At 67.6% G+C, this 23047-nt stretch carries 20 protein-coding genes; 9 read left to right on the top strand and 11 right to left on the bottom strand.

Annotation, left to right across the window (positions count from 1 at the left end):
* Positions 1 to 11: 11 nt before the first annotated feature.
* The 3 genes from EAH76_RS22255 to EAH76_RS22245 are packed head-to-tail and all read right to left on the bottom strand — an operon-like array spanning position 12 to position 1278.
* The gene (locus EAH76_RS22255) at positions 12 to 575 is read right to left on the bottom strand and encodes an RNA polymerase sigma factor (protein WP_431358013.1); all 564 of its coding nucleotides are present in this window, start codon (positions 573 to 575) and stop codon (positions 12 to 14) included.
* Positions 572 to 1012 (bottom strand): periplasmic heavy metal sensor, encoded by a 441-nt coding sequence (locus EAH76_RS22250; protein WP_140852458.1) that lies wholly within the window; start codon positions 1010 to 1012, stop codon positions 572 to 574. Before EAH76_RS22250 ends, EAH76_RS22255 begins: the two co-directional genes overlap by 4 nt.
* A complete protein-coding gene (locus EAH76_RS22245) occupies positions 1009 to 1278 on the bottom strand; it encodes a hypothetical protein (RefSeq protein ID WP_140852457.1) in 270 nt (89 codons plus the stop codon). The genes EAH76_RS22250 and EAH76_RS22245 overlap by 4 nt, the downstream gene beginning before the upstream one ends.
* A gap of 135 nt (positions 1279 to 1413) precedes the next feature.
* On the opposite strand from EAH76_RS22245, the gene copC reads away from it, so the two are divergent.
* The gene (copC, locus tag EAH76_RS22240; RefSeq protein ID WP_140852456.1) at positions 1414 to 1785 is read left to right on the top strand and encodes a copper homeostasis periplasmic binding protein CopC; all 372 of its coding nucleotides are present in this window, start codon (positions 1414 to 1416) and stop codon (positions 1783 to 1785) included.
* A gap of 3 nt (positions 1786 to 1788) precedes the next feature.
* The gene (gene copD, locus EAH76_RS22235; protein ID WP_140852455.1) at positions 1789 to 2685 is read left to right on the top strand and encodes a copper homeostasis membrane protein CopD; all 897 of its coding nucleotides are present in this window, start codon (positions 1789 to 1791) and stop codon (positions 2683 to 2685) included.
* Positions 2686 to 2840: 155 nt separating this feature from the next.
* Here the strand turns inward: copD and EAH76_RS22230 are convergent, their stop codons facing one another.
* Genes EAH76_RS22230 through EAH76_RS22210 form a run of 5 tightly spaced genes read right to left on the bottom strand, consistent with a single transcriptional unit; the run spans position 2841 to position 10248 of the window.
* Entirely contained in the window at positions 2841 to 6068 is a 3228-nt protein-coding gene (locus EAH76_RS22230) for an efflux RND transporter permease subunit (protein WP_140852454.1), read from the bottom strand.
* Positions 6065 to 7225 (bottom strand): efflux RND transporter periplasmic adaptor subunit, encoded by a 1161-nt coding sequence (locus tag EAH76_RS22225; protein ID WP_140852453.1) that lies wholly within the window; start codon positions 7223 to 7225, stop codon positions 6065 to 6067. Before EAH76_RS22225 ends, EAH76_RS22230 begins: the two co-directional genes overlap by 4 nt.
* A complete protein-coding gene (locus EAH76_RS22220; RefSeq protein WP_140852452.1) occupies positions 7222 to 8481 on the bottom strand; it encodes a TolC family protein in 1260 nt (419 codons plus the stop codon). The genes EAH76_RS22225 and EAH76_RS22220 overlap by 4 nt, the downstream gene beginning before the upstream one ends.
* Positions 8482 to 8533: 52 nt before the next feature.
* Positions 8534 to 8875, bottom strand: a complete 342-nt coding sequence (locus tag EAH76_RS22215; protein ID WP_140852451.1) for a hypothetical protein — start codon at positions 8873 to 8875, stop codon at positions 8534 to 8536.
* 41 nt (positions 8876 to 8916) lie between these two features.
* Positions 8917 to 10248: an MFS transporter gene (locus EAH76_RS22210; RefSeq protein ID WP_431358012.1), complete on the bottom strand. Its 1332-nt coding sequence runs from the start codon at positions 10246 to 10248 to the stop codon at positions 8917 to 8919.
* 81 nt (positions 10249 to 10329) lie between these two features.
* Between EAH76_RS22210 and EAH76_RS22205 the strand changes: the two genes are divergently transcribed.
* Complete coding sequence (locus EAH76_RS22205; protein WP_140852450.1) at positions 10330 to 10599, top strand: metal-sensing transcriptional repressor; 270 nt, start codon at positions 10330 to 10332, stop codon at positions 10597 to 10599.
* Between the two features lie 20 nt (positions 10600 to 10619).
* On the opposite strand, the gene EAH76_RS22200 is transcribed toward EAH76_RS22205, so the two are convergent.
* Both EAH76_RS22200 and EAH76_RS22195 read right to left on the bottom strand, forming a co-directional pair.
* A complete protein-coding gene (locus EAH76_RS22200; RefSeq protein ID WP_140852449.1) occupies positions 10620 to 10742 on the bottom strand; it encodes a hypothetical protein in 123 nt (40 codons plus the stop codon).
* Positions 10743 to 10824: 82 nt separating this feature from the next.
* Positions 10825 to 12498 (bottom strand): amidohydrolase, encoded by a 1674-nt coding sequence (locus EAH76_RS22195; RefSeq protein WP_140852448.1) that lies wholly within the window; start codon positions 12496 to 12498, stop codon positions 10825 to 10827.
* Between the two features lie 212 nt (positions 12499 to 12710).
* On the opposite strand from EAH76_RS22195, the gene EAH76_RS22190 reads away from it, so the two are divergent.
* From EAH76_RS22190 to EAH76_RS22170, 5 genes are all read left to right on the top strand, one after another.
* A complete protein-coding gene (locus tag EAH76_RS22190) occupies positions 12711 to 13298 on the top strand; it encodes an FMN-binding negative transcriptional regulator (protein WP_140852447.1) in 588 nt (195 codons plus the stop codon).
* Between the two features lie 64 nt (positions 13299 to 13362).
* Positions 13363 to 14838, top strand: a complete 1476-nt coding sequence (locus EAH76_RS22185) for a PLP-dependent aminotransferase family protein (protein ID WP_140852446.1) — start codon at positions 13363 to 13365, stop codon at positions 14836 to 14838.
* A gap of 187 nt (positions 14839 to 15025) precedes the next feature.
* Positions 15026 to 17293 carry a TonB-dependent receptor gene (locus EAH76_RS22180; protein ID WP_140852445.1) on the top strand — a complete coding sequence of 756 codons (2268 nt, stop codon included), beginning with the start codon at positions 15026 to 15028 and terminating at the stop codon, positions 17291 to 17293.
* 81 nt (positions 17294 to 17374) lie between these two features.
* Positions 17375 to 19423: a S9 family peptidase gene (locus tag EAH76_RS22175; protein ID WP_140852444.1), complete on the top strand. Its 2049-nt coding sequence runs from the start codon at positions 17375 to 17377 to the stop codon at positions 19421 to 19423.
* A gap of 1 nt (position 19424) precedes the next feature.
* Positions 19425 to 20402 carry an alpha/beta hydrolase fold domain-containing protein gene (locus EAH76_RS22170; RefSeq protein WP_206667921.1) on the top strand — a complete coding sequence of 326 codons (978 nt, stop codon included), beginning with the start codon at positions 19425 to 19427 and terminating at the stop codon, positions 20400 to 20402.
* On the opposite strand, the gene EAH76_RS22165 is transcribed toward EAH76_RS22170, so the two are convergent.
* Positions 20391 to 21578, bottom strand: a complete 1188-nt coding sequence (locus EAH76_RS22165) for a PepSY-associated TM helix domain-containing protein (protein ID WP_140852442.1) — start codon at positions 21576 to 21578, stop codon at positions 20391 to 20393. The genes EAH76_RS22170 and EAH76_RS22165 overlap by 12 nt on opposite strands.
* Before the next feature lie 243 nt (positions 21579 to 21821).
* Between EAH76_RS22165 and EAH76_RS22160 the strand changes: the two genes are divergently transcribed.
* Positions 21822 to 22991 carry an aminotransferase class I/II-fold pyridoxal phosphate-dependent enzyme gene (locus EAH76_RS22160; protein WP_140852441.1) on the top strand — a complete coding sequence of 390 codons (1170 nt, stop codon included), beginning with the start codon at positions 21822 to 21824 and terminating at the stop codon, positions 22989 to 22991.
* Positions 22992 to 23047: the final 56 nt, after the last annotated feature.

The raw sequence follows: 23047 nt of genomic DNA, 5'->3' as shown, positions 1-23047 counted from the left end.
ACGCCAGCGCATCATCCCTCATCGCCGAGCATCGCGGCGAGCTGCGCCCGCGCCCGGTACAGCCGCGTCTCGACCGCCTTGGGGGTGATCGACAGGATCTCCGCGGTCTCCGCCTGGCTCAGCCCCTCAACGGTGCGCAACAGCAAGGTCTCGCGCAGCGGCGCCGGCAAGCGCGCGATCGCCCGCCACGCCAGATCGAGCCGCTGCCGCGCGGCGAGCGCCGCATCGGCCAAGGGCGCATCGTCGGCGACCATCTCGGTCGCGTCGAGGCCCAGCCCGAGGAAACGGCGCAGCCGGCGGCGGCGATGCCAGTCGCGGCTGCGATTAATCGCGATCCGCGCGAGCCACGGCCGCAGCGGCCGCGCCGGATCGAAGCGGTGCAGATGCCGATAAGCGCTGGCGAACACCTCCTGCACGATGTCGAGCGCTTCCTCCGGGTCGCCGGTCAACCCGCGCACGAGGCGATAGAGCGGCTCGCGATGGCGCCGCATGATCTCGCGAAACGCCGCGTCGCGACGCGCCGGCGGCATGCCGACCAGCGCGCCGTCGTCAAGGTTCGCGAGATCGTTCGTCACCGTTCGGTCGGGGTCAGGCTCTTCGCCACCGCCGCGTCGAACCGCGCCGCCTGATCGGGCCGGAGCAGCTTGCGCATGGCAAAGACGTGCGCCAGCGTTTCCTTCTGGAGCGTGCCCATCGCCATGTGCGAGGCGGTCACCGCGGCATCGACCCGCGGCCCGTAGCCATGTTCCACCGCGATCGCGGCGGCGAGCCGGGCGTTGTCGGCGCGCATCTCCGCCTCGAGCGCCTTGCGCCGCGCCGCATAGCGCTGCTCCAGCGTTTCAAGCTGCGCCGTCTGTGCCGCATCGAGATCGAGCTGATGGTGGAGCAGGCGGTGCAGCCCGCTCCCGTCGTTATGCGGCGCCGGCCAGATCAACCGCCCCACCCCGACCCCCGCGACCGCCGCCGCGAAGGCGAGGATCATCGCGGCGACGAGCCACCCGCCCCGCCTCATTCGGAAGCGCCGACCAGCAGGCTCGACGGCGCGAGCGCGGTGGTGCCCAGCGACGCGCCGTCGCCACCGCCGCGCGCAGCCGGCAGAGCGGCGCTCGCCACGCCCGCTAGGCTCGCCGCGCAGACCACCGCGGCCAGCCCGTTGCGGCCCGTCCGGCGCATCCGCGCCTCGCTGCGGATGGTCGCGAACACACCCTCTTCCAGCCCGTCGAGCGCCACTGGCGGCGGCGACGCGGCGAGTGCGTGCAGAATATCATCGATCGGCATTGCAACCTCCTGCCCCATCATACGCACAGCGGCGCGCGTCCCCTCGCGAAAAAATGTGAGGGGTGCCGACGTGCGCTGCGTATCGCCACCGTAGCCAGACCCCACCGTAGCCAGACCAACGTGAAGGATATCCGCATGCGCCGCCTTTCCGCCATCCTCCTCCCCGCCCTGCTCGTTTCGGCACCGGCGTTCGCGCACCCCAAGCTGCTGTCGAGCACCCCGGCCGCCGACGCGGTCGTCGCACCGGTCGATCGGATCGAACTCAAATTCTCCGAAAAGCTCCTCGCGCCGATGGCCGGGGCCGAGCTGATGATGACCGAAATGCCCGGCATGACGATGCACGCGCCGATGAAGATGAAGCTCACCACCACCGTCGGCGCGACGGGCGACAGCCTGATCGCGACGCTGCCCAAGCCGCTGCCCAAGGGCGGCTATACCTTCACCTATCATGTCGTCTCCACCGACACGCACCGCATCGAGGGCAGCTATCGCTTCAAGGTGCAGTAAGGCGTGACGATCGATCCGGCACTGTGGTCGCGCTTCGCGATCTACCTCGATGTGCTGCCGCTGTTCGGATTGAATGCGTTCGCGCTCTACGGCCTGACGCCGCGCGATCGGCTCGCTCCCACGGGGCGAGCCGTGCGCTGGTGGCTGGCGGCGCTTGCCCTCGCCGGCCTGCCGCTGACGGCGTGGGCGTTCCTCGCGCTGGTCGCGGCGATGGCGGGCACGTCGATCGGCATGGTCGATCGCGATCTGATCGGCCAGATCGCCACCGGCACCGCCGTCGGCATCGCTTTCCAGGTCCGGATCGCGGCCTTGCTGGTGTGCGCACTGGCGACGCTGCTGCCGGCCCGACACGCCGGCTTTGTCGTCGGCACGCTCGCGGCCGGTGTGGCGGTCGCGACGCTGGCCTGGACCGGCCACGGCACGATGGACGACGGTGCTGCCGGATGGGTGCATCTGGCGGCGGATATCGCGCATCTGCTCGCCGCCGGAACATGGGCGGGTGCGCTGCTCGGCTTCCTCCTGCTCGTGCTGCGGAGCTGGCAAAGCGAAACGCCGCGCCAGCAAGCGGCCTATGCGCTCCGCAGGTTCGCGCGCATCGGCACCGCGACCGTCGCGGTGCTGGTCGCATCCGGGGCGGCAAGCGGTTGGTTCCTGCTGATCCGCTCGGGCAGCGGGGTGCTGCCGCTCGATACCTATCGCACGTTGCTGCTTGCGAAGCTGACCGCGTTCGTGGCGATGCTGCTGCTTGCGGCCCTGAATCGCTTTCGCCTCACGCCGCGCCTCGCGACTGGCGCGGGGACACAAGCCGCGATCCGGATCAGCCTGCTCGCCGAAACGGGCCTCGCCATCGTCATCCTGCTGCTGGTGGCCTGGCTCGGTCTGATCTCGCCGTCGCGATAATGCCGCTTCAGCGCCGACCGGACGCTCACGTGTTGCCGCAGCAGGCAACCAACATCACCCGCGGGTTCGCGAAAGCACAATAATCGTGGTCACGACGCGGAAGGCTACCGCCCCGAAAGCCGCCCAGCGGCGTCCGGAGCGGCTTACCCCAAGGATCAGGCCCGCACGGTGCTCGACAACACGCGCGCTTCCACCCTGCGGCCTGCGATCCGCGACACCCAGGCCGTGATCGCCGGCAGCACCAGCAGCGTCAGCGCGGTCGACGTGATGAGACCGCCGATAACGACGGTCGCCAACGGCCGCTGCACCTCCGTGCCGGTGGCCAGGGCCATCGGCACGAACCCCAGGCTGGCCACCAACGCGGTCATCAGCACCGGACGTACGCGCTCCATCGCACCATCCGCGATAGCCTGGTCATCGTCCTCGCCGTCGTCGCGATGATTCCGGATCGCGCTCATCATCACGAGCCCGTTGAGGACCGCCACGCCCGACAGCGCGATGAACCCGACCGCGGCGGTGATCGAGAACGGGATACCGCGCAGCAGCAGCGCGAACACCCCGCCTGCCAATGCCATAGGCACCGCGCTGAACACGATCAGCGCGGGCATGAAACCACCCAGCGCGAGATAGAGCAGCGCATAGATGGCGAGGAAGCAGATCGGCACGACGATCATCAGCCGCAGCCGCGCCGATGGCAGGCTCTCGAACGTGCCGCCCCACGCAGTGTACATACCCGACGGCAGCTGCATCTGGCCGATCTTCGCCTGCGCCTCCCCGACGAAACCACCGAGGTCGCGGCCCCGCACATTGACCTGGACGATCACCATGCGCTTGCCGTTCTCGCGGCTGATCTGGTTCAGCCCCTCGGTGTAGCTGAACCGGGCAACCTCGCGCAGCGGGATCGAGCGCGCCACCTGACCATCGGCGGCCGGCAGCATGACGGGGATCGATCCCAGCGCATCGACATCGTCGCGCTGCGCGTCAGGCAGACGGACCACCACCGAAAAGCGCCGATCGCCCTCGAACAGCAACCCCGCCTCGCGACCGCCGAGCGCGGCGGCAACGGTATTCGCGACCTCCTCGACGCTGAGCCCGTATCGGCCGACCGCCTGCCGATCGATCTTTACGTCGAAGGTCGGCGCGCCGTCGGTCTGCTCCGCACTCACATCTGCCGCACCGGGGATGGCGCGGACCGTGGCTGCGATGCGCTGTGCCTGCTCGGTCATCTGGTCGAGATCATCGCCATAGAGCTTGATCGCGACATCGGACCGGACGCCCGCGATCAACTCGTTGAAGCGCATCTGGATCGGCTGCTGGATCTCCGTCCGGTTGCCGATCAGCGGCTTCATCCGCTCTTCGATACGGCGAAGGATGTCGGCCTTGCTATGGACCTCGGTCGGCCATTCGCTCTCGGGCTTGGGGATGACATAGGTATCGGACGCATTGGGCGGCATCGGATCGGTGCCGAGATCGGCATTGCCGTTCTTGGAAAAAACCAAAGCCACCTCGGGAAGCGTCTTCAGCGCATTCTCGATCTGCAGCTGCATCTGGGTCGACTGGTCGATCGAAGCGGAAGGCACGCGGAAGTTGGTGACCGTGATGTCCTTCTCGTCGAGCTGCGGCATGAACTCCTCGCCGAGCAGCGTAAAGCACAGCACAGCCGCGACGAAGACGCCGACCCCACCCAGAATGAAGGGCATCGGGCGACGGATTGCCGTGGCGAGCGCCGGGGCATATTTCGCTTTGAACCAGCGGATCGGCCGCACTTCGGTTTCGCTGACACGCCCGGTGATGACGATGGCGAGCATCGCGGGCACGAAGGTCAGCGACAGGATGAACGCGGAGGCGAGCGCGACCATCAGCGTCACCGCCATCGGCGAGAAGGTCTTGCCCTCGACGCCCTGAAAGGTGAGCAGCGGCACGAAGACGAGGAAGATGATGAGCTGGCCGAACACGGTCGGTCGGATCATCTCCTTCGCCGAGGCGATCGTCACCTCGACCCGCTCCGGAAGCGTGAGCAGTCGGTCTTCCGTGTGCTGCCGCTCGGCGAGATGCCGCAGCGCATTCTCGACGATGATCACCGCGCCATCGACGATCAGGCCGAAGTCGAGTGCGCCCAGACTCATCAGATTGCCCGAGACATGCAGCCCGTTCATGCCGGCCGCGGTCATCAGCATGGTGATCGGGATCACGGCTGCGGTGATGAGCACGGCGCGGACGTTGCCGAGTAGCAGGAACAGCACAACGATCACGAGAAGTGCGCCTTCGATCAGGTTCTTCTCGACCGTCGCGATCGTGGCATTGACCAGCTTCGACCGGTTATAGACCGCTTCGGCGAACACGTCGGGCGGGAGCGCCTTGTTGATCTGCCCCAGTTTCTCCCCGACGCTGGTCGCGACGATCCGGCTGTTCTCACCGACGAGCATCAGCACGGTCGAGATGACCGCCTCCGCGCCCATCCGGCTGCCGGAGCCGGTACGGACGGCACCGCCGATCACGACCTGGCCGACGTCCTTCACCCGCACGGGCACGCCGTTGCGGGTTGCGACGACGGCGTCCTGGATGTCCTCGATCGATTTCAGGCGGGCGTCGGCGCGCACCAGGAAGCTCTCGCCCGCGCGCCGGACATAGTTGGATCCGGCGGACAGATTGGCGCGTTCGAGCGCATCGGCGAGCGCGGTGATCGAGAGGCCATAAGCGGCCAGCGCATTGAGGTTGGGTTCGATCAGATATTGTTTGACGAAGCCGCCGTTGGAATCGACGCCGGCGACGCCCTTCACGGTTCGCATCTGCGGCCGGATGATCCAGTCCTGCACGGTGCGCAGATAGGCCGCCTTGGCCAGTTCGGTGGTCAGCCGCTCGCCCTCGGGCGTGAGATAGCTGCCGTCCGACTGCCAACCGGGCTTGCCGTCGACGATCTTCACGCCCTTGCCATCGGGATGCCGGAAGGCGACCGAGTAGAAGAAGATCTCGCCAAGACCGGTGCTGAGCGGGGCAAGGTTGGGCTGGACGCCGACCGGCAGGCTGTCGCGCGCCTGGGCGAGGCGCTCGGTCACCTGCGCACGGGCGAAATAGATATCGGTCGCGTCGGTGAAGACGGCCGTTACCTGGCTGAAGCCGTTGCGCGAGAACGACCGGGTGATCTCGAGGCCGGGGATGCCGGCCAGTGCCGTCTCTACCGGAAACGTGACCTGTTTCTCGATATCGACCGGCCCGAGCGTCGGTGCGAACGTGCTGATCTGCACTTGGCGGTTGGTGACGTCGGGAACGGCATCGATCGGCAGTTTGGTGATCTGCCACGCACCGAAGCCGATGACGAGCAGCGTGAGGAAGGCGACCAGCCAGCGCAGATGCACCGAGGTCGAAAGGATGCGTTCGATCATTCGCCGCCTCCCGCATTCTTCTCCAGCTCGGCCTTGAGCAGGAAGGCGTTGACCGTCGCGATCGGCGTGCCAGCCGCGAGGCCCTCGGCGACGGCGACCATGCCGCCCGACCGACTGCCGATCCGGATCGGTCGCGCTTTGAAGCCGGCCTTAGTGCGGACGAAGACGACGCTCTGTTGTCCCAGCGTCTCGACCGCATCCTGGGGCACCATGATGCCGATCCGCGCCGCGCCTGCGGTCGCAAGAATGCGCGCCTGGACGAGCTGCCCGGGCGACAGGGTGCTGGTGCCCGCGGTCGGTGTCACGACGATCGTCGCAGCGCGGGATTGCGGATCGACGACGCCCGTCGCCGCGCGGACCCGCGCCTCAATCGTCTGACCCTCGTTGGTGGTCAGCATTACCCGGTCGCCCGTACGGATGCGGCCGGCATCTGCGGGCGGCACGCTGGCGGTGATCTGGAGGCGGCGCGGATCGGCCACGCGGAACAGCTCGGTCTCGGCCGCCACGAACTGCCCGAGATTGGCAGCCGCGCGCGTCACCCGCCCCGACACGGGGCTGACGACCGCGACGGAACGACCATCGCGCGATACGCGGGCGGCGCCCGCCGCGGCAGTCGCGCGACGGGCATCGGCCTGCGCGACGGCCAGGCTCGCCTGTGCGGACTCGAAGTCGGCGCGCGGGCTGACACCCTGGTTGAGCAGCGTGCGTTCGCGGGCAAGCTGCCGTGCGGCGAGCGTGACGCGCGCCGATGCCGCCTCGCGGTCGGCCGCGATCTGCGAGGCATCGCGGCTTTCGACCAGCGCCAGCGTCTGCCCGGCGCGGACGGGATCGCCGATCCGCGACAGGATGCGCGTGACGGTGCCCGGCGCTCGGGCGGTCAGCACCGCCTCGGCATCCGGCATCGCCTCGACCGTGGCGGATGCGAGGATGGCGGCGTCGACTTGGCCGGTCTCGGCCGGGGCGACCGTGATCTGCGACGTCGCGACCGCCTGCGGCGTCATCGTCACGGTGTCGACGGGCGCGGCCGGTGATGCCGCGGCGGCCGTGGACGCGGGCGCGGGCGAGGATTGGGTGAGCCGCGCGGCGCCGAAGCCGAGCGCAGCTGCGGCGACCAGCCCGATCGCGGCGCCGGTGTAGAGGCGATTTTTATCGGTCATTGGACCGGTTCTCCGGTGATGGTGAGGCCCTGAAGGCGGGCGAGACTGGCGCGGGCGTCGAGCCGCGCGATGGCGGCATCGAGAATGACGCCACGGGCAGCGCCGAGGTTGTGGCGCGCGGCGAGCAATTCGATCAGCGGGGACTTGCCCGCCTCATAGGCGATCCGTGCAAGCCGATATCCCTCGCCCGCGGTCCGCATCGCGCGGTCGGCCGCTGCCGCGCGGCGATCGGCGGCCTCGACAAACGCCAATGCGGCGTGGGTGCCAGCTTCGGCATCGAGCCGGGCCATAGCGGCCCGCGCCTCGGCGCCTTGCAGGTCCGCACGCGCCGCGGCGATGTTGCCGCGATTGCGGTCGAACACCGGCAGCGGAACCGAGACGCCGGCGACGACCGCCGGTCCGCTTGCGACGCGAAGCTGGCGCACGCCGAGCTGCGCGGTGATGTTCGGGATCGCGAGGCGCTGTTGCACCGTCACCGCCCGTGCCGCGGCCTCCCGTTCAGCTTCCGCGACACGCACCGTCGTCGCCTGCAGGGGATCGATCGGCCCCGTCGCCGGACGGGCATCGAGACGATCGAGCAGCGATTCCGCAACGCCGGTGAACGGCGTCGACACGCCGGCCAGCGCTGACAAACGGGCGAGTGCCGCGGTGTTCTGCGCGCGCGCCGTCTCGAGATCCGCTTCGAGCGTATTGAGCTCGGTTTCGGCCTGCACCTGTCGCAGGCGTGCTTCCTTGCCGGCGCCGACGAGCGCGCGAGCGACCTTCAGGTCGGACGTTGCCTCCTCCACCTCGTCCTCGGCAAGACCGATCCGGCGATCGGCGATCTCCGCGCTGGCATAGGCCCGCGCCAGCTCGGCCGTATAGGCGAGGCGTCCGTCATGGGTACGCGCCTCTGCCGCGACGATACCGGCGTCGCCGGCAGCGATCCGCGCCGCCCGCTTGCCGCCCAGCTCGATCGGTTGATCGATCTGGAACGTCGTCTGCTCCTGATCACGCGCGTTGCCCGACAGGTCGCCCGCAAAATTCTCGGCGTACACGGTGATCGATGGGTTGGGGCGCGCACGCGCCTGCTCGGCGATGCCACGCGCGCGCGCGACATCGGCATTGAGGATGGCGACACGGGGCACGTCGCGCGTCTGCTGCAGAAGCTGCGCGAAGGGTGGCGCGGTCTGCGCCCACGCTGCGCCCGCTGGGCACAGCACCGCGAGCGTGCCGGCGAGCGCACACGCGCGTCGCCGACGATAATGGCCGGTCATAAGGTGGTCCTTTGCGGTAGAGTGAGGTGTCGGCGACGAACGCCGGCGATCCTCAGCCCCGCGGCGGCCGCAACAGCGCAGCCGGGTCGATCCCGCTCCGAAAATTCGCCTCGGGCGCCGACCAGCTCCGATCGGCGACCACGATCACGATCAGCGTCGCGAACGGTTCTGCGATCGTCACCCACTGCCCTAGCGTATGGGCGAGCAGGTGGATCGGGGCGTCGGGATCGGTCGGTTGCGATGGGGCGTGGTCATGCTCGACTGCGGCGACATGCATGGCATCGTCGTCATGGACCATCGCAGTGTGCCACCCCGACACAGCCATCATCCCGAACACAGCGACGACCGCCAGAACGGCGCCGAGAAATACAGAGCGGGAACGACGGATAGCCATCGCGCCAAGCCTAGGCGGCACGCCAGGTCGCGGCAAGCGCGTCACGTGGTTGGCCACTTCGGATGGCGCCGATCGATGACATAGGCATGATCCCCCTCCGCATGGTCGCGCAGATGGGGATCGTCGGCGGCAAGGTCGCCATGCGCATGCGCGATGACGTCGGGATCGTGCGCCGGCCACAGGAACAGCGCCGCTACGACGCCGATCGCGGCGACCACCGCCATACCCGCGAATGCAGCGGCCATCCCGACGTGCGCGCCGAGTTGGCCTACCAAGGGATAGCAGATCAGCCAGCAGACATGGCTGAGCGCGAACTGCGCCGCGAACAGCGCGGGTCGGTCGTCGGCGTTCGCGGAGCGGCGCAGCAGCCGTCCCGCCGGCGTGACGCTCGCCGAATAGGCAATGCCCAGGACCAGCCATCCGACCAACAGGACATGCCAATATGCCGGCCCCAGCGTCATCACCATGGTGATCGCCGCAAGCGCAGCGAGCGCGAGCGTGAGAACAACTGCGGCGACCATCATCACCGTGCGGTCGGCAATGCGGTCGAGAATCTGCGGCAGGGTGAGCGCCGCGGTGATCGAACCGCCCCCGAAGGCGGCGAGCGTGACGGCGACGTCGCGCTGGTTGAACCCCATGCCCCGCACGATGACGACGGTGTTGACGATCACCATCGCGCTCGCCGCGGCGGACGCCAGGGTCAGCGCCAGCAATCCGCGCAGCCGCGGCGTCCCGAGATAGATGCGCGTGCCCCGCGTCGTCTTGTCGTAGATACCGCTCTGATCCGCGATGGGCGCCGGCCTGGGCAATACCGTCGAGACGACGAGCAGCGCCGAGGCCACGAAACCGATTGCCGTTCCCGAGAACAGCCAGTGATAGCTTATCAGTGTGAGCAGCCCCGCTGCCAGGATCGGACTGGTCAGGCTCTCCATGTCGTAGGCGAGGCGCGAAAGCGACAAAGCGTGCGTGTAATCGCGTTCCTCCGGCAGAACCTCGGGGATCGTCGCCTGGAAGGTCGGCGTGAACGCGGCCGACGCCGATTGCAGGACGAAGATCAGGACATAGACCTCCCAGACCTGGTTGACGAACGGCAGGCAGAGCGCGACCGCGGCACGGATCGCGTCCATGCTGACGAGCAATGCGCGTCGCGGCACCCGATTGGCGAACGCGCCGGCGATCGGCGCGACGCCGATATACGCGACCATCTTGATCGCAAGTGCCGTGCCCAGCACCGCGCCCGCATTCCCGCCCGCAATGTCATACGCCAGCAGACCGAGCGCCACGGTTGCAAGGCCGGTCCCGATCAGCGCGATGATCTGCGCGAGGAACAAATGGCGATAGGTTCGATTGGCGAGGACGCTCAGCATCTTCATTCCATATCCCCCAGGGGGGATAGAGTCTATCCCCCCTGGGGGATACTCGACAGATATGGCGCGCAGGGTCTAAAGGGCGATATGGCCCATCATGCTCACACCACGCATCCAGCGATCATCAAGCGGCTGAACCGGGCTGCCGGTCATCTGCGCAGCATCGTGGGGATGATCGAGGACGAGCGGCCCTGCGTCGATATCGCGCAGCAGCTTCAGGCGGTCGAGAATGCCATCGCCAGCGCCAAGCGCGCGCTCATCAACGACCATATCGATCATTGTCTGGTCCATGCCGAGGACGGCGACGGGCCACAGCACGCGATCGATCAGTTTCGGGCGATCTCCAAATATTGGTAGGATGCGAACTTGCAGGCGCGCTACAATTTGACGGCCCTCCGTTGCCAAAGGCGGATTGCGCCTCTGTTGGTGCTGACGACGAAATTACACTGCATAGCCCGATATCCCCGTTCGCGGGCATGGCCGAGCGAATGTTCGCACATACGACTTGCAATCCCGCTTCCCGAAGCCGCCGGAAGTGCAGACGTGACGACCACCGCCCCCCGCGCGCGACCGTAAAGCCACCTATCGAGAAAAGCGCTCTCTCCCGCCGACGATCGTGCGCAACACCCCGACTGCCTTGATCGACTCGACCGGCACCCGCAGCAGGTTCGCGTCGAGAACCGTCAGATCGGCGAGATAGCCCGGCTTTATCTGCCCAACCACGCCGTCTTGGAAACCCGCATAGGCGTTGTTGACAGTGTAAGCGGTCAGCGCTTGCTCGACGGTGGTCTTTTGCGCCGGTAGCCAGCCCGCCGGGTTCTTGCCGTCGATCGTCTCGCGCGTCGTCGCGGCATAGATGCCCTCGAGCGCATCGAGCGGGCCGACCGGCCAATCCGACCCGAATGTCACCGTCGCGCCGCTGTCGATCAGCGATCGGAACGCATAGGTCCCGCGCAAGCGCGCCGCACCGATCCGGTCGACCGCCCAACGCCCGTCGTCGATCGCATGGAACGGCTGAACCGAAGCGATCACCTTCTGCGCCGCGAAGCGTGGGATCGCGGCGGCGGAGAGGTGCTGCGCATGCTCGATCCGGAAGCGCCGGTCGCGCGCGCCATTGGCCCGCGTCACTTCGGCGTAGAGGTCGAGCACATCGTCATTGGCGAGATCGCCGATCGCGTGCGTCGTGACGTGCAGCCCGGCCTTGTCGGCGCCGGTAACGAATGCGGTGAGATCCGCCGAACTGGTGACGCGCACCCCGCGCTGGTCGGGCGCATCGCTATACGGCTCGCGGAACACCGCGGTGCGCGAGCCGAGCGAGCCGTCGGCCAGCGCCTTGACCGCGCCCCAGCGCACCCATTGATCGCCGCGCCCCTCGGCCGCGACGATCGCCGCCATCTTCTCCCAATCGCGGATCGGCACGAAGCAATAGAAGCGCAGGTCGGTCTCGCCCTTGGTGCGCAGGCTGCGCGCGGTCTCGTAGGTCGTCCAGTCGAACGGCTCGGGCGTGTGGACCTGGGTGAAGCCGCGCGACAGGCCGTGCGCGATGCCGTCGCGCATCGTCGCTTCGCGCTCGGCCATCGTCGGAACCGGGAAGACGCGCTCGGCGAGCGTCTTGGCATTGTCCTTGAGGATCCCGGTCGGCTCGCCCTTGGCGTCGCGGACGATCACCCCGCCGGCAATGTCGGGCGTGTCGCGCGTGATGCCGGCTGCCTTCAGGGCCGCGCTGTTGAGCAGATACATGTGGAGATCGGTGCGCGGAATCGCGACCGGCGTGTCGCCTGTCGCGGCATCGATCCAGCCGCGCGTCGGCAATTGCCCGCCGAGCCGTTGTTCGTCCCAGCTCCCGCCGAGGATCCACTTGCCCGGCCGCGCCTGCGCCGCCTTGCCGAGCCGCGCCGCGAAATCGTCGATCGTGGGTGCGGAGAGCAGATCGGGTTGCGACAGCGTCGCCGAGCCGATCATGAAATGCGTATGATTGTCGATGAAGCCCGGCGTGACGAACGCGCCCTTGAGATCGATCACCTTAGTCCTCCGCCCGATCGCCGCCTTCACCGCCGCGGCGCCGACCGCGACGATACGATCGCCGACCAGCCCGATCGCATCGCTCAGCGGATTCGACCGTTCGCCCGTCCAGACGGTCGCATTGACATAGGCGACATCGAGCACGCGCTCGATCGCCAGCGCGCGCCCGACCGAGAGCCAGGCGAGCGCGCCTGCCGTTGCCCCGCCTGCCAACACCGTGCGCCGATCGATCATTGCCGTTCCTCCAACCACGCCGCAGCGTTGCACAGCGCATCCGCGGCTGGACCCGCCAGTTTGTCGAAGCGCGTGGAGCCAAGCTGCATAACGCACTGGCCCTTACCGATTCTCCGTGTTGGCGCTTGCGACCCGCGCGGCGCTGCGCACACTGGCCGCGACATGGGGGCCAGCGTGATCCAGATCTGTAGCGATAGGGCAGCCGCCCGCCAATGACCGGCCTGTTCGACCGTTTCGACGCACAAGACGTGCGTGACTTGCTCGCGGCCTATCCGCTCGCCTGGGTCATCGCGCCCGGCACCGGCGAGCAAAGCCTGCTGCCGTTGCTCGGCGAATATGACGCTGACGGGCGGCTGACGCATCTGCTCGGCCATATGGGGCGCTCCAATCCGCTCCACGCCCATCTGACAAGCGATCCGACCGCGACGATCCTTGTCAACGGGCCGCACGGCTATGTCTCGCCCGACCATGCCGGGCGGCGCAACTGGGGCCCGACCTGGAATTACGCGCAGGTTGCGATCACCGCCGAGATCGCCTTCCTGCCCGACGAAAGCGCGCACGCGCTCGACGCGCTGACGCAGGCGATGGAGGGCGATCGCTGGTCGGCAAGCGAGCTCGGCCCGCGCTATCACGGCATGGCTGCGGCGATCATCGCCTTTCGGGCGCGCGTCACGACGCTCACCGGGCGCTTCAAGCTCGGGCAGGACGAACCCGACGACACCTTCGCCGAAATCCTGCGGACGCATCCCGATGCCGCGCTGGTGACATGGATGCGGCGCTTCGGTCGCGGGCGCGGCTGATCGGGGATTGCCGCGCCGGCCTGGCCCCCTATGATCCCCGATTATCGAGGGGGAAGACGGGCCAATGCTGCGACCATGGAAAATCACGCTCGGCCGCATCGACCCCGCGCTCAAGACCCCGCTCTATCTCCAGATCGTCCGCGCGATCATCCATGAGATCGAACGTGGCCGCCTGCCGCCGCAAGCCTTTCTGCCGAGCAGCCGCGAGCTGGCGACGATCCTCGGCGTCAACCGCAAGACCGTGGTGCTCGCCTATGAGGATCTGATCGCGCAGGGCTGGCTGATGTCTGACGGGACGCGCGGCACCGTCGTCGCGGCGCTGATCACCGATCTGCGCAAGCCCCCTGCCCGCCCCGCGCTGCCGAGCGGGACGAGCGAACCCGAATATCGCTTTCGCGCGCCGCCCGAGCGGCCGCTCGCGCTGCCGGGCGGTACGGGCTTGAAGCTCGATGAAGGCGCGCCCGACGGGCGGTTGTTCCCGGCCGACATCCTGTCGCGCGCCTATCGCACCGCGATCCAGCGCGCGAGCCGCGATAACCGTCTGCAATATCGCGATCCGCGCGGATCCCCGCGGCTCCGCGAGGCGATCGCGGCGATGCTGCGCGGCGAGCGTGGCCTCGCCGTCACGCCCGACGATATCTGCATCACGCGCGGCAGCCAGAACAGCATCTACCTCGCCGCGCGCACCCTGCTGAACCCGGGCGACACCGTGCTGGTCGAGGCGCTGACCTATGAGCCGGCGGTCGCCGCCTTCACCGATCTCGGCGCCAAGGTGGTACCGGTCGGGCTCGACGCGTTCGGCGCCGATGTCGAGGAGATCGAGCGCGCCTGCCGCGCGCACCGTGTCCGCGCGATCTTCCTGACGCCGCATCACCAATTCCCGACCACCGTAGCGCTGCGTCCCGAGCGGCGGCTGCGCGTGCTCGAGCTCGCGCGGCAGTTCGGCTTCGCGGTGATCGAGGACGATTACGACCATGAATTCCACTTCGAATCGCAGCCGCTGCTGCCGATGGCGAGCTATGCGCCCGACCGCGTGATCTATGTCGGATCGCTGTCGAAGCTGCTGCTGCCGACGTTGCGGATCGGCTATATCGCTGCACCGCGGAGCTTCATCGACGCGGTCGCGCATGGCGTCTCGCTGACCGACGGGATGGGCAACACGCTGACCGAAGACGCGGCCGCCGATTTGATCGACGAAGGCGAACTGCGGCGGCACGCGCGTCGCACGACGCAAATCTATGCCAAGCGGCGCAGCGCGTTCGACCATGCGCTGTCGGCAACCTTCGGCGCAGCCGCGACCTATCGTGTCCCCGATGGCGGGCTCGCTTTCTGGGTCCGCTTCGAAGAGCAAGGCGTGCTCGACCGGATCGAGGCCGCCGCGCCGTCGCACGGATTGCGGCTCGCGCACTCCGCGTCCTTCGTCACCCGCGACGATGCGCCACGCGGCCTGCGGCTCGGTTTTGCCAGTCTGACCGAAGCGGAAGCGCAGCGCGCGCTGACCTCGCTCGCCGCCGCGGGCGGGATCGTGGCCCCGGCCTAGTCCGGCCAATTGCGCTTGGTCCCTACGGCATCGCAAGACTGGATGTTTTTGCGGAGCCAATCTGGCCGGACGTTACGGTTCGAGGACAGTCAGGACGGTCGAAACGATCGCAGACGTCCCCGCAGGAAGGTTCGACATCGCGATCGGGGCCTTTTGGGTTCGGTCGCCGCACAAGGGGACGCGGCACATGGCTAGACACTTTCTCGGTACGACGGCGCTGGCAGGCGCAACGCTTCTGGCGATCGGCGCAACGCCCGCGCTGGCACAGGACGCGACCAACACCACTTCTGCAGCGCCGGTCGCGGCCGAGCCCGTCACCAGCAGCTCGGACGACATCGTCGTCACCGCGACCAAGCGGAAGGAAAATCTGCGCGACGTCGCGATGCCGATCAGCGCGGTGACCGGCGAACAGCTCGCCAAGGCGAATGCCAACAGCCTCTCGGATTATATCGTGCGGCTGCCCGGCGTGGTGTTCAACGATTACCAGCCCGGCGTCTCCGAAGTCGTGATCCGCGGTATCGCCGCAACGACCTATCACGAGCAGGGCCAGACGACCGTCGGCTACTATCTCAACGAGATCCCGCTGGTCGAACCCGGTTTCCCGATCGGCATTCCCGATGTCGACACGTTCGACCTCGACCGGGTCGAGGTGCTGCGCGGGCCGCAGGGGACGCTGTTCGGATCGTCGACGCTCGGCGGGTTGGTCAATTACGTCGTCAAGACCGCCGATACGCACAAAATCGAAGCCGCCGGCGAGGGGCTCGTCAGCTCGACCGAGAACTCGCACGGCGACGTCAATTACGCCGCGAAGCTGATGCTGAACGTGCCGATCATCAAGGATACGCTCGCAGTGCGCGTAATGGCGCTGCAGCGCTACGATGCCGGCTATCTCGACAATACCGGCACCGGCGACAAGGGCAGCAACGACTTCCGCACGCGTGGCCTGCGCGGATCAATCGTGCTGACGCCGGCGGTGGGGACCAAGCTGACCTATCTCGGCGTCTACCAGGAATCGAAGCTGTCGGATCAGACCTATCTGACCTCGCCGACGAAGCTCGAGCGCTTCTCGGGCCGCAACGAGCCGCAGAGCACGAGCTTCCAGCTACATTCGCTGCGGCTCGACCAGGATCTCGGTTTCGCCAATCTTACCGTGTTCGGCTCGGTCAACGAGAAGAAGAACACGACCGTCTTCTCCTACCCCTACGCCTATGTCACCGGCGTCACCACCGGCCAGGCCGCGGCCTATTCGCTCGGCGAGGCGCGCGCCAATATCAAACAGGTCGAGGCACGGCTCGCCTCGTCGGGCAACGGCCCGGTCCGCTGGCTGGTCGGCGCGAGCTACATGACCGCCAAGAAGTATAGCTACGACCAGATTTTCCAGCAGGGTGCCGCCGCCTATATCAATGCCAACCGCGCGCAGTTCGGCGGCTATAGCGGCGCGCAGCTGACCCCGAACGATCGGCTTTACGGCTATATTTCCGACACGTTCAACAAGGACCTCGGCATCTTCGGCGAGCTCTCATGGCGCCCGGTCGACCAGTTCGAAGTCACCGTCGGCGGGCGCTATTACGATACGCAGGCAAAGGCGACCGTCACCAACCAGGCAGGTGCGCTCGGCGGCTATCCCGGCGGCTACACCCCGGTCGGATCGACCGGTCGCGTCAACCGCACGGAAAACGGCTTCACCCCCAAGGCGACGATCTCGTTCCGTCCCGTCCCCGGCTTCCTCGCCTATATGACCTATTCGAAGGGCTTCCGCGTCGGCGGGATCAACCCCAATGCCGGGCTGCTCGCGACGATCCCCGCTTCGTATGACAGCGACAAGGTCGACAATTACGAGGCGGGCGTGAAGTTCGGCCTGTTCGCCAACCGCCTCCTGATCGACGCGACGGTCTTCACGATCGACTGGAAGAACATCCAGGCGCGGCTGTTCGGCCCGGCGCCGTCTTATTATTCGTACGTTACCAACGCCGGCAGCGCGAATATCGGCGGCGTCGAGTTTTCGGGTACGCTCAAGCTGACGCGCGCGCTGACCTTCAGCTCGAACGTGACCTATCAGGAGGCGAAGCTGACCGCCTTCCTGCCCGATACCTTCGCGCTGAACGGCGGCTATGCCTCGGGCACGACGCTGCCGGGCTCGTCGAAATGGTCGGTCGCCAACAATCTCGTGCTCGACCTGCCCGACAAGGCCCTCGCGCCGACCTTCGAGATCGCGCACCGCTACATCTCGTCGGCGCCGGTCGCGTTCGGCAACACCAATACGCGCGGAAATTTCAGCCAGTTCGATGCGCGCGCCTCGGTGACCGTGATGGAGAAGGTGCGGTTGCTCGGCTTCGTCAACAACATCTTCGACAAGCGCGGTATCCTCAACGCCCCCTTCACCGACCAGGCGGCGCCGGCCTATTCGATCATCCGGCCACGCACCTACGGCCTTCGCGTAGACGTCGGCTTCTAGCAGACGGGCGGGAGGCGCCGGGCTTGCCCCGGCGCCTCCCCTGCCGCACCGTCGTTTGACCAGACAGGACTTCATCAGACCATGCCGCTGGCTCATCGCTCGTTTCCGGTCCTCGCGCTCCTCGCCGCGCTGGCGCTCGCATCCCCCGCGTCGATCCGTGCCGCCCCGATCACCGCCGACGCTGGCGGCCCGATCGCACCGGCCGACATCATGGCGTTGCGCGACATGCGTGACGTCGAGCTGTCGCCCGACGGCAAGACCATCCTGTTCACCGTCCAGGCGCAGATCGCGACCTTCAACCCCGAGCAGCGCACGATCTATAGCGTGCCGAGCGACGGCCGCGCGCCTGCGCGGCGCTTCGTCACCAGCGCCGGCGCCGACGACACGCCGCGCTGGTCGCCCGACGGGCGGGCGGTCGCATTCGTGTCGGACCGCAAGAACCCGCTGGCGAGCGCCAGCCCGACGGGACTCGCCTTCAACTCCGATCTCGACCCCGCCGATCGCATCAGCGTTTCGCCACGCCAGCTCTGGCTGATCGCGCGCGACGGCGGCGAGGCGCTGCCGCTCACCGCTTTGCCGAGCGACATCGGCGGCTTCGCCTGGTCGCCCGACGGCCGGCAGATCGCCTTCCTCACAAGCGATCCCGACAGCGCGAGCGAGAAAGCCGACCGCGCCGCCAAGCGCGACTGGGTCGAGATGGACACGACCCGCCACACGACCCGGCTGTGGATCCTCGACCTCGCCAGCCACGCCGCGCGCCGCGTCTCGCCGGCGAACGTCAACGTCGCCGATTTCGCGTGGAGCCCCGACGGCAAGCGGATGGCGGTGCGCATGGTCGACAGCGGCGCGATCAACGACTTATTCTACCACGCGCGCGTTGCCTTGCTCGATCTCGCCACCGGCGCGATCGGCAAGCCGCTGATCGACCATGCCGCCGATGCCCCCGCCTGGTCGCCCGATGGCAATACGCTGCTCGCGCCAGTGATCCGCACGCCGGGCTTTATCGGCCTCGGCGTGCGGCTCTACGACCTGCGGACCGACACGCTCACCGCACTGGCCGACGATCATCCCGGGCTGTTCACGCAAGCGCGCTGGGCCCCCGATGGCCGCTCGATCCTCGCTCTGTCGTTCGAGCAGACGCGGTCGCGCCTGGTGCGGATCGCGCGCGACGGGCGCGTCACGCGCCTTGCCGCGCTCGACGGCGAGGCATCCGACCTGACGCTCAGCCGGGACGGCCGCCGCATAGCGGTCGCGCTGTCGAGCCCCGACCGCCCCGCCGACGTCTGGACGATCGACGGCGGCACCGCGCACCCGATCACCACGATCAACCCGCAGGTCGCCGCGTGGAAGCTCGGCCAGGTCCGCCAGGTCGGCTGGACCAACAGCAGAGACGGCAAGCCGGTCTACGGCGTACTCGTCACCCCGCCGGGCTATGTCGCGGGAACGCCGATCAAGACCGTCGTCCAAGTGCATGGCGGCCCCGAATGGGCGTGGTGGTCGGGCTGGCTCGGGAGCTGGCACGAATGGGCGCAAATGCTCGCGACGCATGGCTATGCCGTGCTGCTCCCCAATCCGCGCGGCTCGGACGGCCAAGGCACCGCCTTCGCGCGTGCGGTCGGCAATGACTGGGGCGGGATGGACTATCAGGACGTGCTCGATGGCGTCGACATGCTCGTCGCGCAGAAGATCGCCGATCCCGCGCGGCTCGGTATCGGCGGGTGGAGCTATGGCGGCTTCATGGCGGCGTGGGCGGTGACGCATGGCGATCGCTTCAAGGCGGCGGTGGTCGGCGCCGGCCCGACCGACATGGCCGCGATGGCGCGGATCACCGACACGCCCGATTTCACGACCGGCTATTTCGGCGAGCCGTCGGCGCATCTCGCCGAGCTCGATCGCACCTCGTCCGTCCGCTTGCTCGAGCGCGTCACCACGCCGGTGCTGGTGCTCCACGGCGAACAGGATACCCGCGTTCCCGTCACGCTCGGGCTCGAATTCTATCGCGGGCTCAAGCTCCTTGGCAAACCCGCCGAGATGGTGCGCTACCCGCGCGAGCCGCACTGGTTCCATGAAGTCGAGCATCAGGCCGACATCCAGCGCCGCGTGCTCGCCTGGTTCGACGGACATCTCTGACGTGCCGGGACCGATCGACGCGGAGATCGCCGATTTCATCGCGACGGTGAATGCCGATTGGCAGCGTTATCCACCGCTCGATACGCTCTCCTTTCCGGAAGCGCGGGCGGTGGCCGAACAGGTCCGCCGCCGCTGGACCGAAGGCGGCCCCGTCATGGCCGAACGGCGCGACGTCGAGATCGAGACAAACGCCGGCCACGTCGGCGTTCGGATCCACCGGCCCGCGGGCGTAGCCGAGACCGGCGCCCCTGCCCTGCTCTATCTCCACGGCGGGGGCTTCGTCTTCTTCAGCCTCGACACGCATGACCGGCTGATGCGCGAATATGCCGCGCGCGGGCAGTTCGTCGTGATCGGAATCGATTATCCGCTTTCGCCCGAAGCGCGATACCCGCGCGCACTCGACCAGATCGTCGCCCTGATTGGCTGGATCGGCGTGCAGGGCGCGACCCTCGGGATCGACCCGGCGCGCGTGGCGATCGGCGGCGATTCGGCGGGCGCCAATCTCGCGCTGGCGGCCTGCCTGCGGTTGCGCGATGCCGAGGGGAACGTTCCGCTGCGCGCCATCCTGTCGAACTACGGCGCCTTTTCAGGCGCATGTTCGGACGCAGCAGAAGCGGCGCATGGCGGCCGCGGCGCGGTGCTGACCCAGGCCGAGATGGTCACCTTCTTCGATCACTACCTCGCCGACCCGGCGCAGGCGCGCGATCCCTATGCCTGCCCGCTGGCGGCGAGCGACCTCAGTGGATTGCCGCCGATCTGCCTGATCATCCCCGAACGCGACGTGCTGACCGAACAGAGTCTCGCCATCGCCGACCGTATCCGGGCCGCCGACGGGACCGTGACGGCCATGGTCTATCACGGCGCGACGCACAGTTTCCTCGAAGCGATGGAGATTTCTGCGCTTGCCCGCGCTGCGCTGCAGGATGGCGCACGCTGGGTGGCGCAACACCTCCAGCTCCCGCCTCCGTCAGCGCGCTGACGCCGCGCGTGCCGCACGGCGCGCTTTCACCCGCATCGGCCGCCGCTTGAGCCAGAGATAGAGGCCGGTCCCGATCATCTCGAGCGTCGCCAGGCCGAGCAATACGACGATCGCGATCCCGAACCACCCGGCGACCTGCCCGGTATGCAGCGGATAGAGCGCGCGGCTGAGCATCCTGCCGCCGCTGTCGAAATAGGGGTCGTCCCGATCGACGATGGGCCCGCGCTGCGCATCGACGTAAAGCGTGATCGGGCCGAGCCGATGATAGTTCTCGAAGCCGTCGTCGGTGAACATCACGCCATAGACGTCGTAGGTCGGGACGAAACTGACCTTCGCCGGGCGCCAGCCCAGCCCTTGCGCGCGCGCCGCGGTCGCCGCGATCGCGAGCGCGGCGGGCCCGTCGATCTGCGGTGCAGCCGCCGTCGCCGCAGGACGCGCCGGGCGATCGAACAGCGACGGCCGCGCCGGCGAGAGCGTTTGTAAGATCGGGGTGAACGCCTCCTCGAAGAAGTTCATCGCCACCGAGGTGAAAGCGAGGATGCTGACGCCGACGAGCAGCCACAGCCCGCTCGCGCGGTGCAGGTCGAGCAAGAGGCGCGGCAGCGGACTGCTGCGACGCATCTGCCACATCCGCTTCCACTGCTTCCAGAACGCACCTTTGACCGGCAGAGTCAGATAGATGCCGACAAGGTTGCCGACCAACCAGCCGAGCGCAGCCAGACCCATCACCCACCGACCGACCGTCCCCAACAGCAAGGTGGAATGGAACGCGAAGATGCCTTCGACGAGGTGGCGTCGGTCGAAGCCCGGGCCGGTCTGCCGAACGCCGCGAATATGCCCGTCGGACGAATCGAGGAAGACCTGGTCATAGCCGAGCGCGGCCGCCCCGGGCCGCGCGGCGACGCCCACCAAGACGGTCGATCTCGCGCCTAGCTGGGTGGGGAAGCTCAGGACGATCAAATCGGGCCGGTTCTTGCTCAAGTGTCGCACGGCAAGAAGCGGATCGATCCTCTGCGTCGGACCGGCAAAAAGATCGCTATTGAGCGCCGCATCCAGCGGGCGGGCGAAGCTCAGGATCACGCCGCTCACCGTCGCAGCAATCAGGAACAGCAGGATTGCGAGCCCGAGATAGCGATGCACCGTGATCCAAAGCTGGCGTCGCTCGATACCTGTCACAACGGGCCCTTCTTGCTATCGCGCCCACCGTAATGGCGAATGCGGGATGCGATCTATCCAAGCTACGCCAATCAATGCCGAAGCTGGCCCCCAAACGGATAGGGCTTCGACACGCCGGTCGTCGGCCTAGCTCGAAAAGCGTCCTGGAACCCGACTTTTGGTCCATCCCTTATACGTCAGACAGGCGGCGACCGCCGCCATCTTTAGGTTGCGCCGTCCGGCCAAGCTTCGTAGCGGATCGGCGTGGTAGCAAAGATCGAACCGTTCCACGCAATCGCGATCAGTCGCATTGCGCATCGTCTGGCCGTCGAGGGCAGATCGATCATTCACATGGAATTCGGTCAACCTTCGACCGGGGCGCCAGGCGCTGCGATAGCCGACGCTCATAGAGTGCTGGACGAGGACGGCATGGGCTATTGGGAGAGCCCGAAGCTGAAGGAACGGATCGCCCGGCACTACCGGGACAGCTACGACGTTCACGTCGATCCCGAGCAGATCATCCTGACGTGCGGCGCCTCCCCCGCGTTCGTGCTGGCGCTTTCCTGCCTGTTCGAGCCAGGTGCGCGCGTCGCGCTCGCACGGCCGGGCTATGTCGCCTACCGCAACACGCTGAAGGCGCTCTATCTCGACCCAGTCGAGATCGCCTGCGGCCCGGCCGAACGCTACCAGATCAGCGCCGCTTCGATCGAGGCGCTGGAAGACGCGCCCGATGGCCTGATCCTGGCAAGCCCCGCCAATCCAACCGGCACGATCATTGACCCCGGTGAGATGACGGCCATCGCCCAGGTTTGCCGGCGGCGCGGCATCCGCGTCATCTCGGATGAGATCTATCACGGGCTAAGCTATGTCGGTCCGGCGCGCTGCCTGCTGCAAGACATGGACGACGCTTTGATCGTCAACAGCTTCTCCAAATATTTCAGCATGGCGGGCTGGCGTCTGGGCTGGCTCGTGGTGCCCGCCAACCTGATCGATGCCGCACGGGCGCGCATGGGCAACCTGTTCCTGACGCCGCCGTCGCTCGCGCAACATGCCGGCCTGATCGCGATGGACTCCCGCGACGAGCTTGAGCGACACGTTGCCGTCTATGCACGCAATCGCGATCTGCTGCTGCGCGCGCTGCCTGGCTTCGGCCTGAGCGAGATCGCCCCGCCAGACGGTGCCTTCTACATCTATGCCGACATCGGTCATCTGACCGACGACAGCCTTGGCTTTTGCGAAGACCTGCTCCGGGACACGGGCGTCGCCACCGCCCCCGGGATCGACTTCGACCCGGTCGATGGACACCGCTTCATTCGGTTCAGCTTCGCGGTTTCAAGCGATCTGATTACTGAGGCCATCTCGCGCATGACCCCGTGGTTTCAAGCGAGAAGACGACCGCTATCCGAGCCGACGTCCGCTTCACACGCGTCATAGCACGGTGGCCGCCGTCAAGCGGACATCCCTTCATCGCGCGTGTCACGGCTCTCGTC

Source organism: Sphingomonas glacialis, from assembly GCF_006439055.1.
In the GTDB taxonomy this organism is placed as follows: domain Bacteria; phylum Pseudomonadota; class Alphaproteobacteria; order Sphingomonadales; family Sphingomonadaceae; genus Sphingomonas; species Sphingomonas glacialis_A.
This window is presented reverse-complemented; position numbering and strand designations above follow the sequence as displayed.

Bases quoted from the DNA above. Each gene is read 5' to 3' on its own strand.
- EAH76_RS22175 (WP_140852444.1), top strand. From the start codon at position 17,375: ATGCCGCTGGCTCATCGCTCGTTTCCGGTCCTCGCGCTCCTCGCCGCG.
- EAH76_RS22220 (WP_140852452.1), bottom strand. From the start codon at position 8,481: ATGACCGGCCATTATCGTCGGCGACGCGCGTGTGCGCTCGCCGGCACG.
- EAH76_RS22245 (WP_140852457.1), bottom strand. From the start codon at position 1,278: ATGCCGATCGATGATATTCTGCACGCACTCGCCGCGTCGCCGCCGCCA.
- EAH76_RS22215 (WP_140852451.1), bottom strand. From the start codon at position 8,875: ATGGCTATCCGTCGTTCCCGCTCTGTATTTCTCGGCGCCGTTCTGGCG.
- EAH76_RS22250 (WP_140852458.1), bottom strand. From the start codon at position 1,012: ATGAGGCGGGGCGGGTGGCTCGTCGCCGCGATGATCCTCGCCTTCGCG.
- EAH76_RS22210 (WP_431358012.1), bottom strand. From the start codon at position 10,248: ATGAAGATGCTGAGCGTCCTCGCCAATCGAACCTATCGCCATTTGTTC.
- EAH76_RS22195 (WP_140852448.1), bottom strand. From the start codon at position 12,498: ATGATCGATCGGCGCACGGTGTTGGCAGGCGGGGCAACGGCAGGCGCG.
- EAH76_RS22205 (WP_140852450.1), top strand. From the start codon at position 10,330: ATGGCCCATCATGCTCACACCACGCATCCAGCGATCATCAAGCGGCTG.
- EAH76_RS22185 (WP_140852446.1), top strand. From the start codon at position 13,363: ATGCTGCGACCATGGAAAATCACGCTCGGCCGCATCGACCCCGCGCTC.
- EAH76_RS22200 (WP_140852449.1), bottom strand. From the start codon at position 10,742: ATGTGCGAACATTCGCTCGGCCATGCCCGCGAACGGGGATATCGGGCT.
- EAH76_RS22190 (WP_140852447.1), top strand. From the start codon at position 12,711: ATGACCGGCCTGTTCGACCGTTTCGACGCACAAGACGTGCGTGACTTG.
- EAH76_RS22180 (WP_140852445.1), top strand. From the start codon at position 15,026: ATGGCTAGACACTTTCTCGGTACGACGGCGCTGGCAGGCGCAACGCTT.
- EAH76_RS22230 (WP_140852454.1), bottom strand. From the start codon at position 6,068: ATGATCGAACGCATCCTTTCGACCTCGGTGCATCTGCGCTGGCTGGTC.
- copC (WP_140852456.1), top strand. From the start codon at position 1,414: ATGCGCCGCCTTTCCGCCATCCTCCTCCCCGCCCTGCTCGTTTCGGCA.
- EAH76_RS22225 (WP_140852453.1), bottom strand. From the start codon at position 7,225: ATGACCGATAAAAATCGCCTCTACACCGGCGCCGCGATCGGGCTGGTC.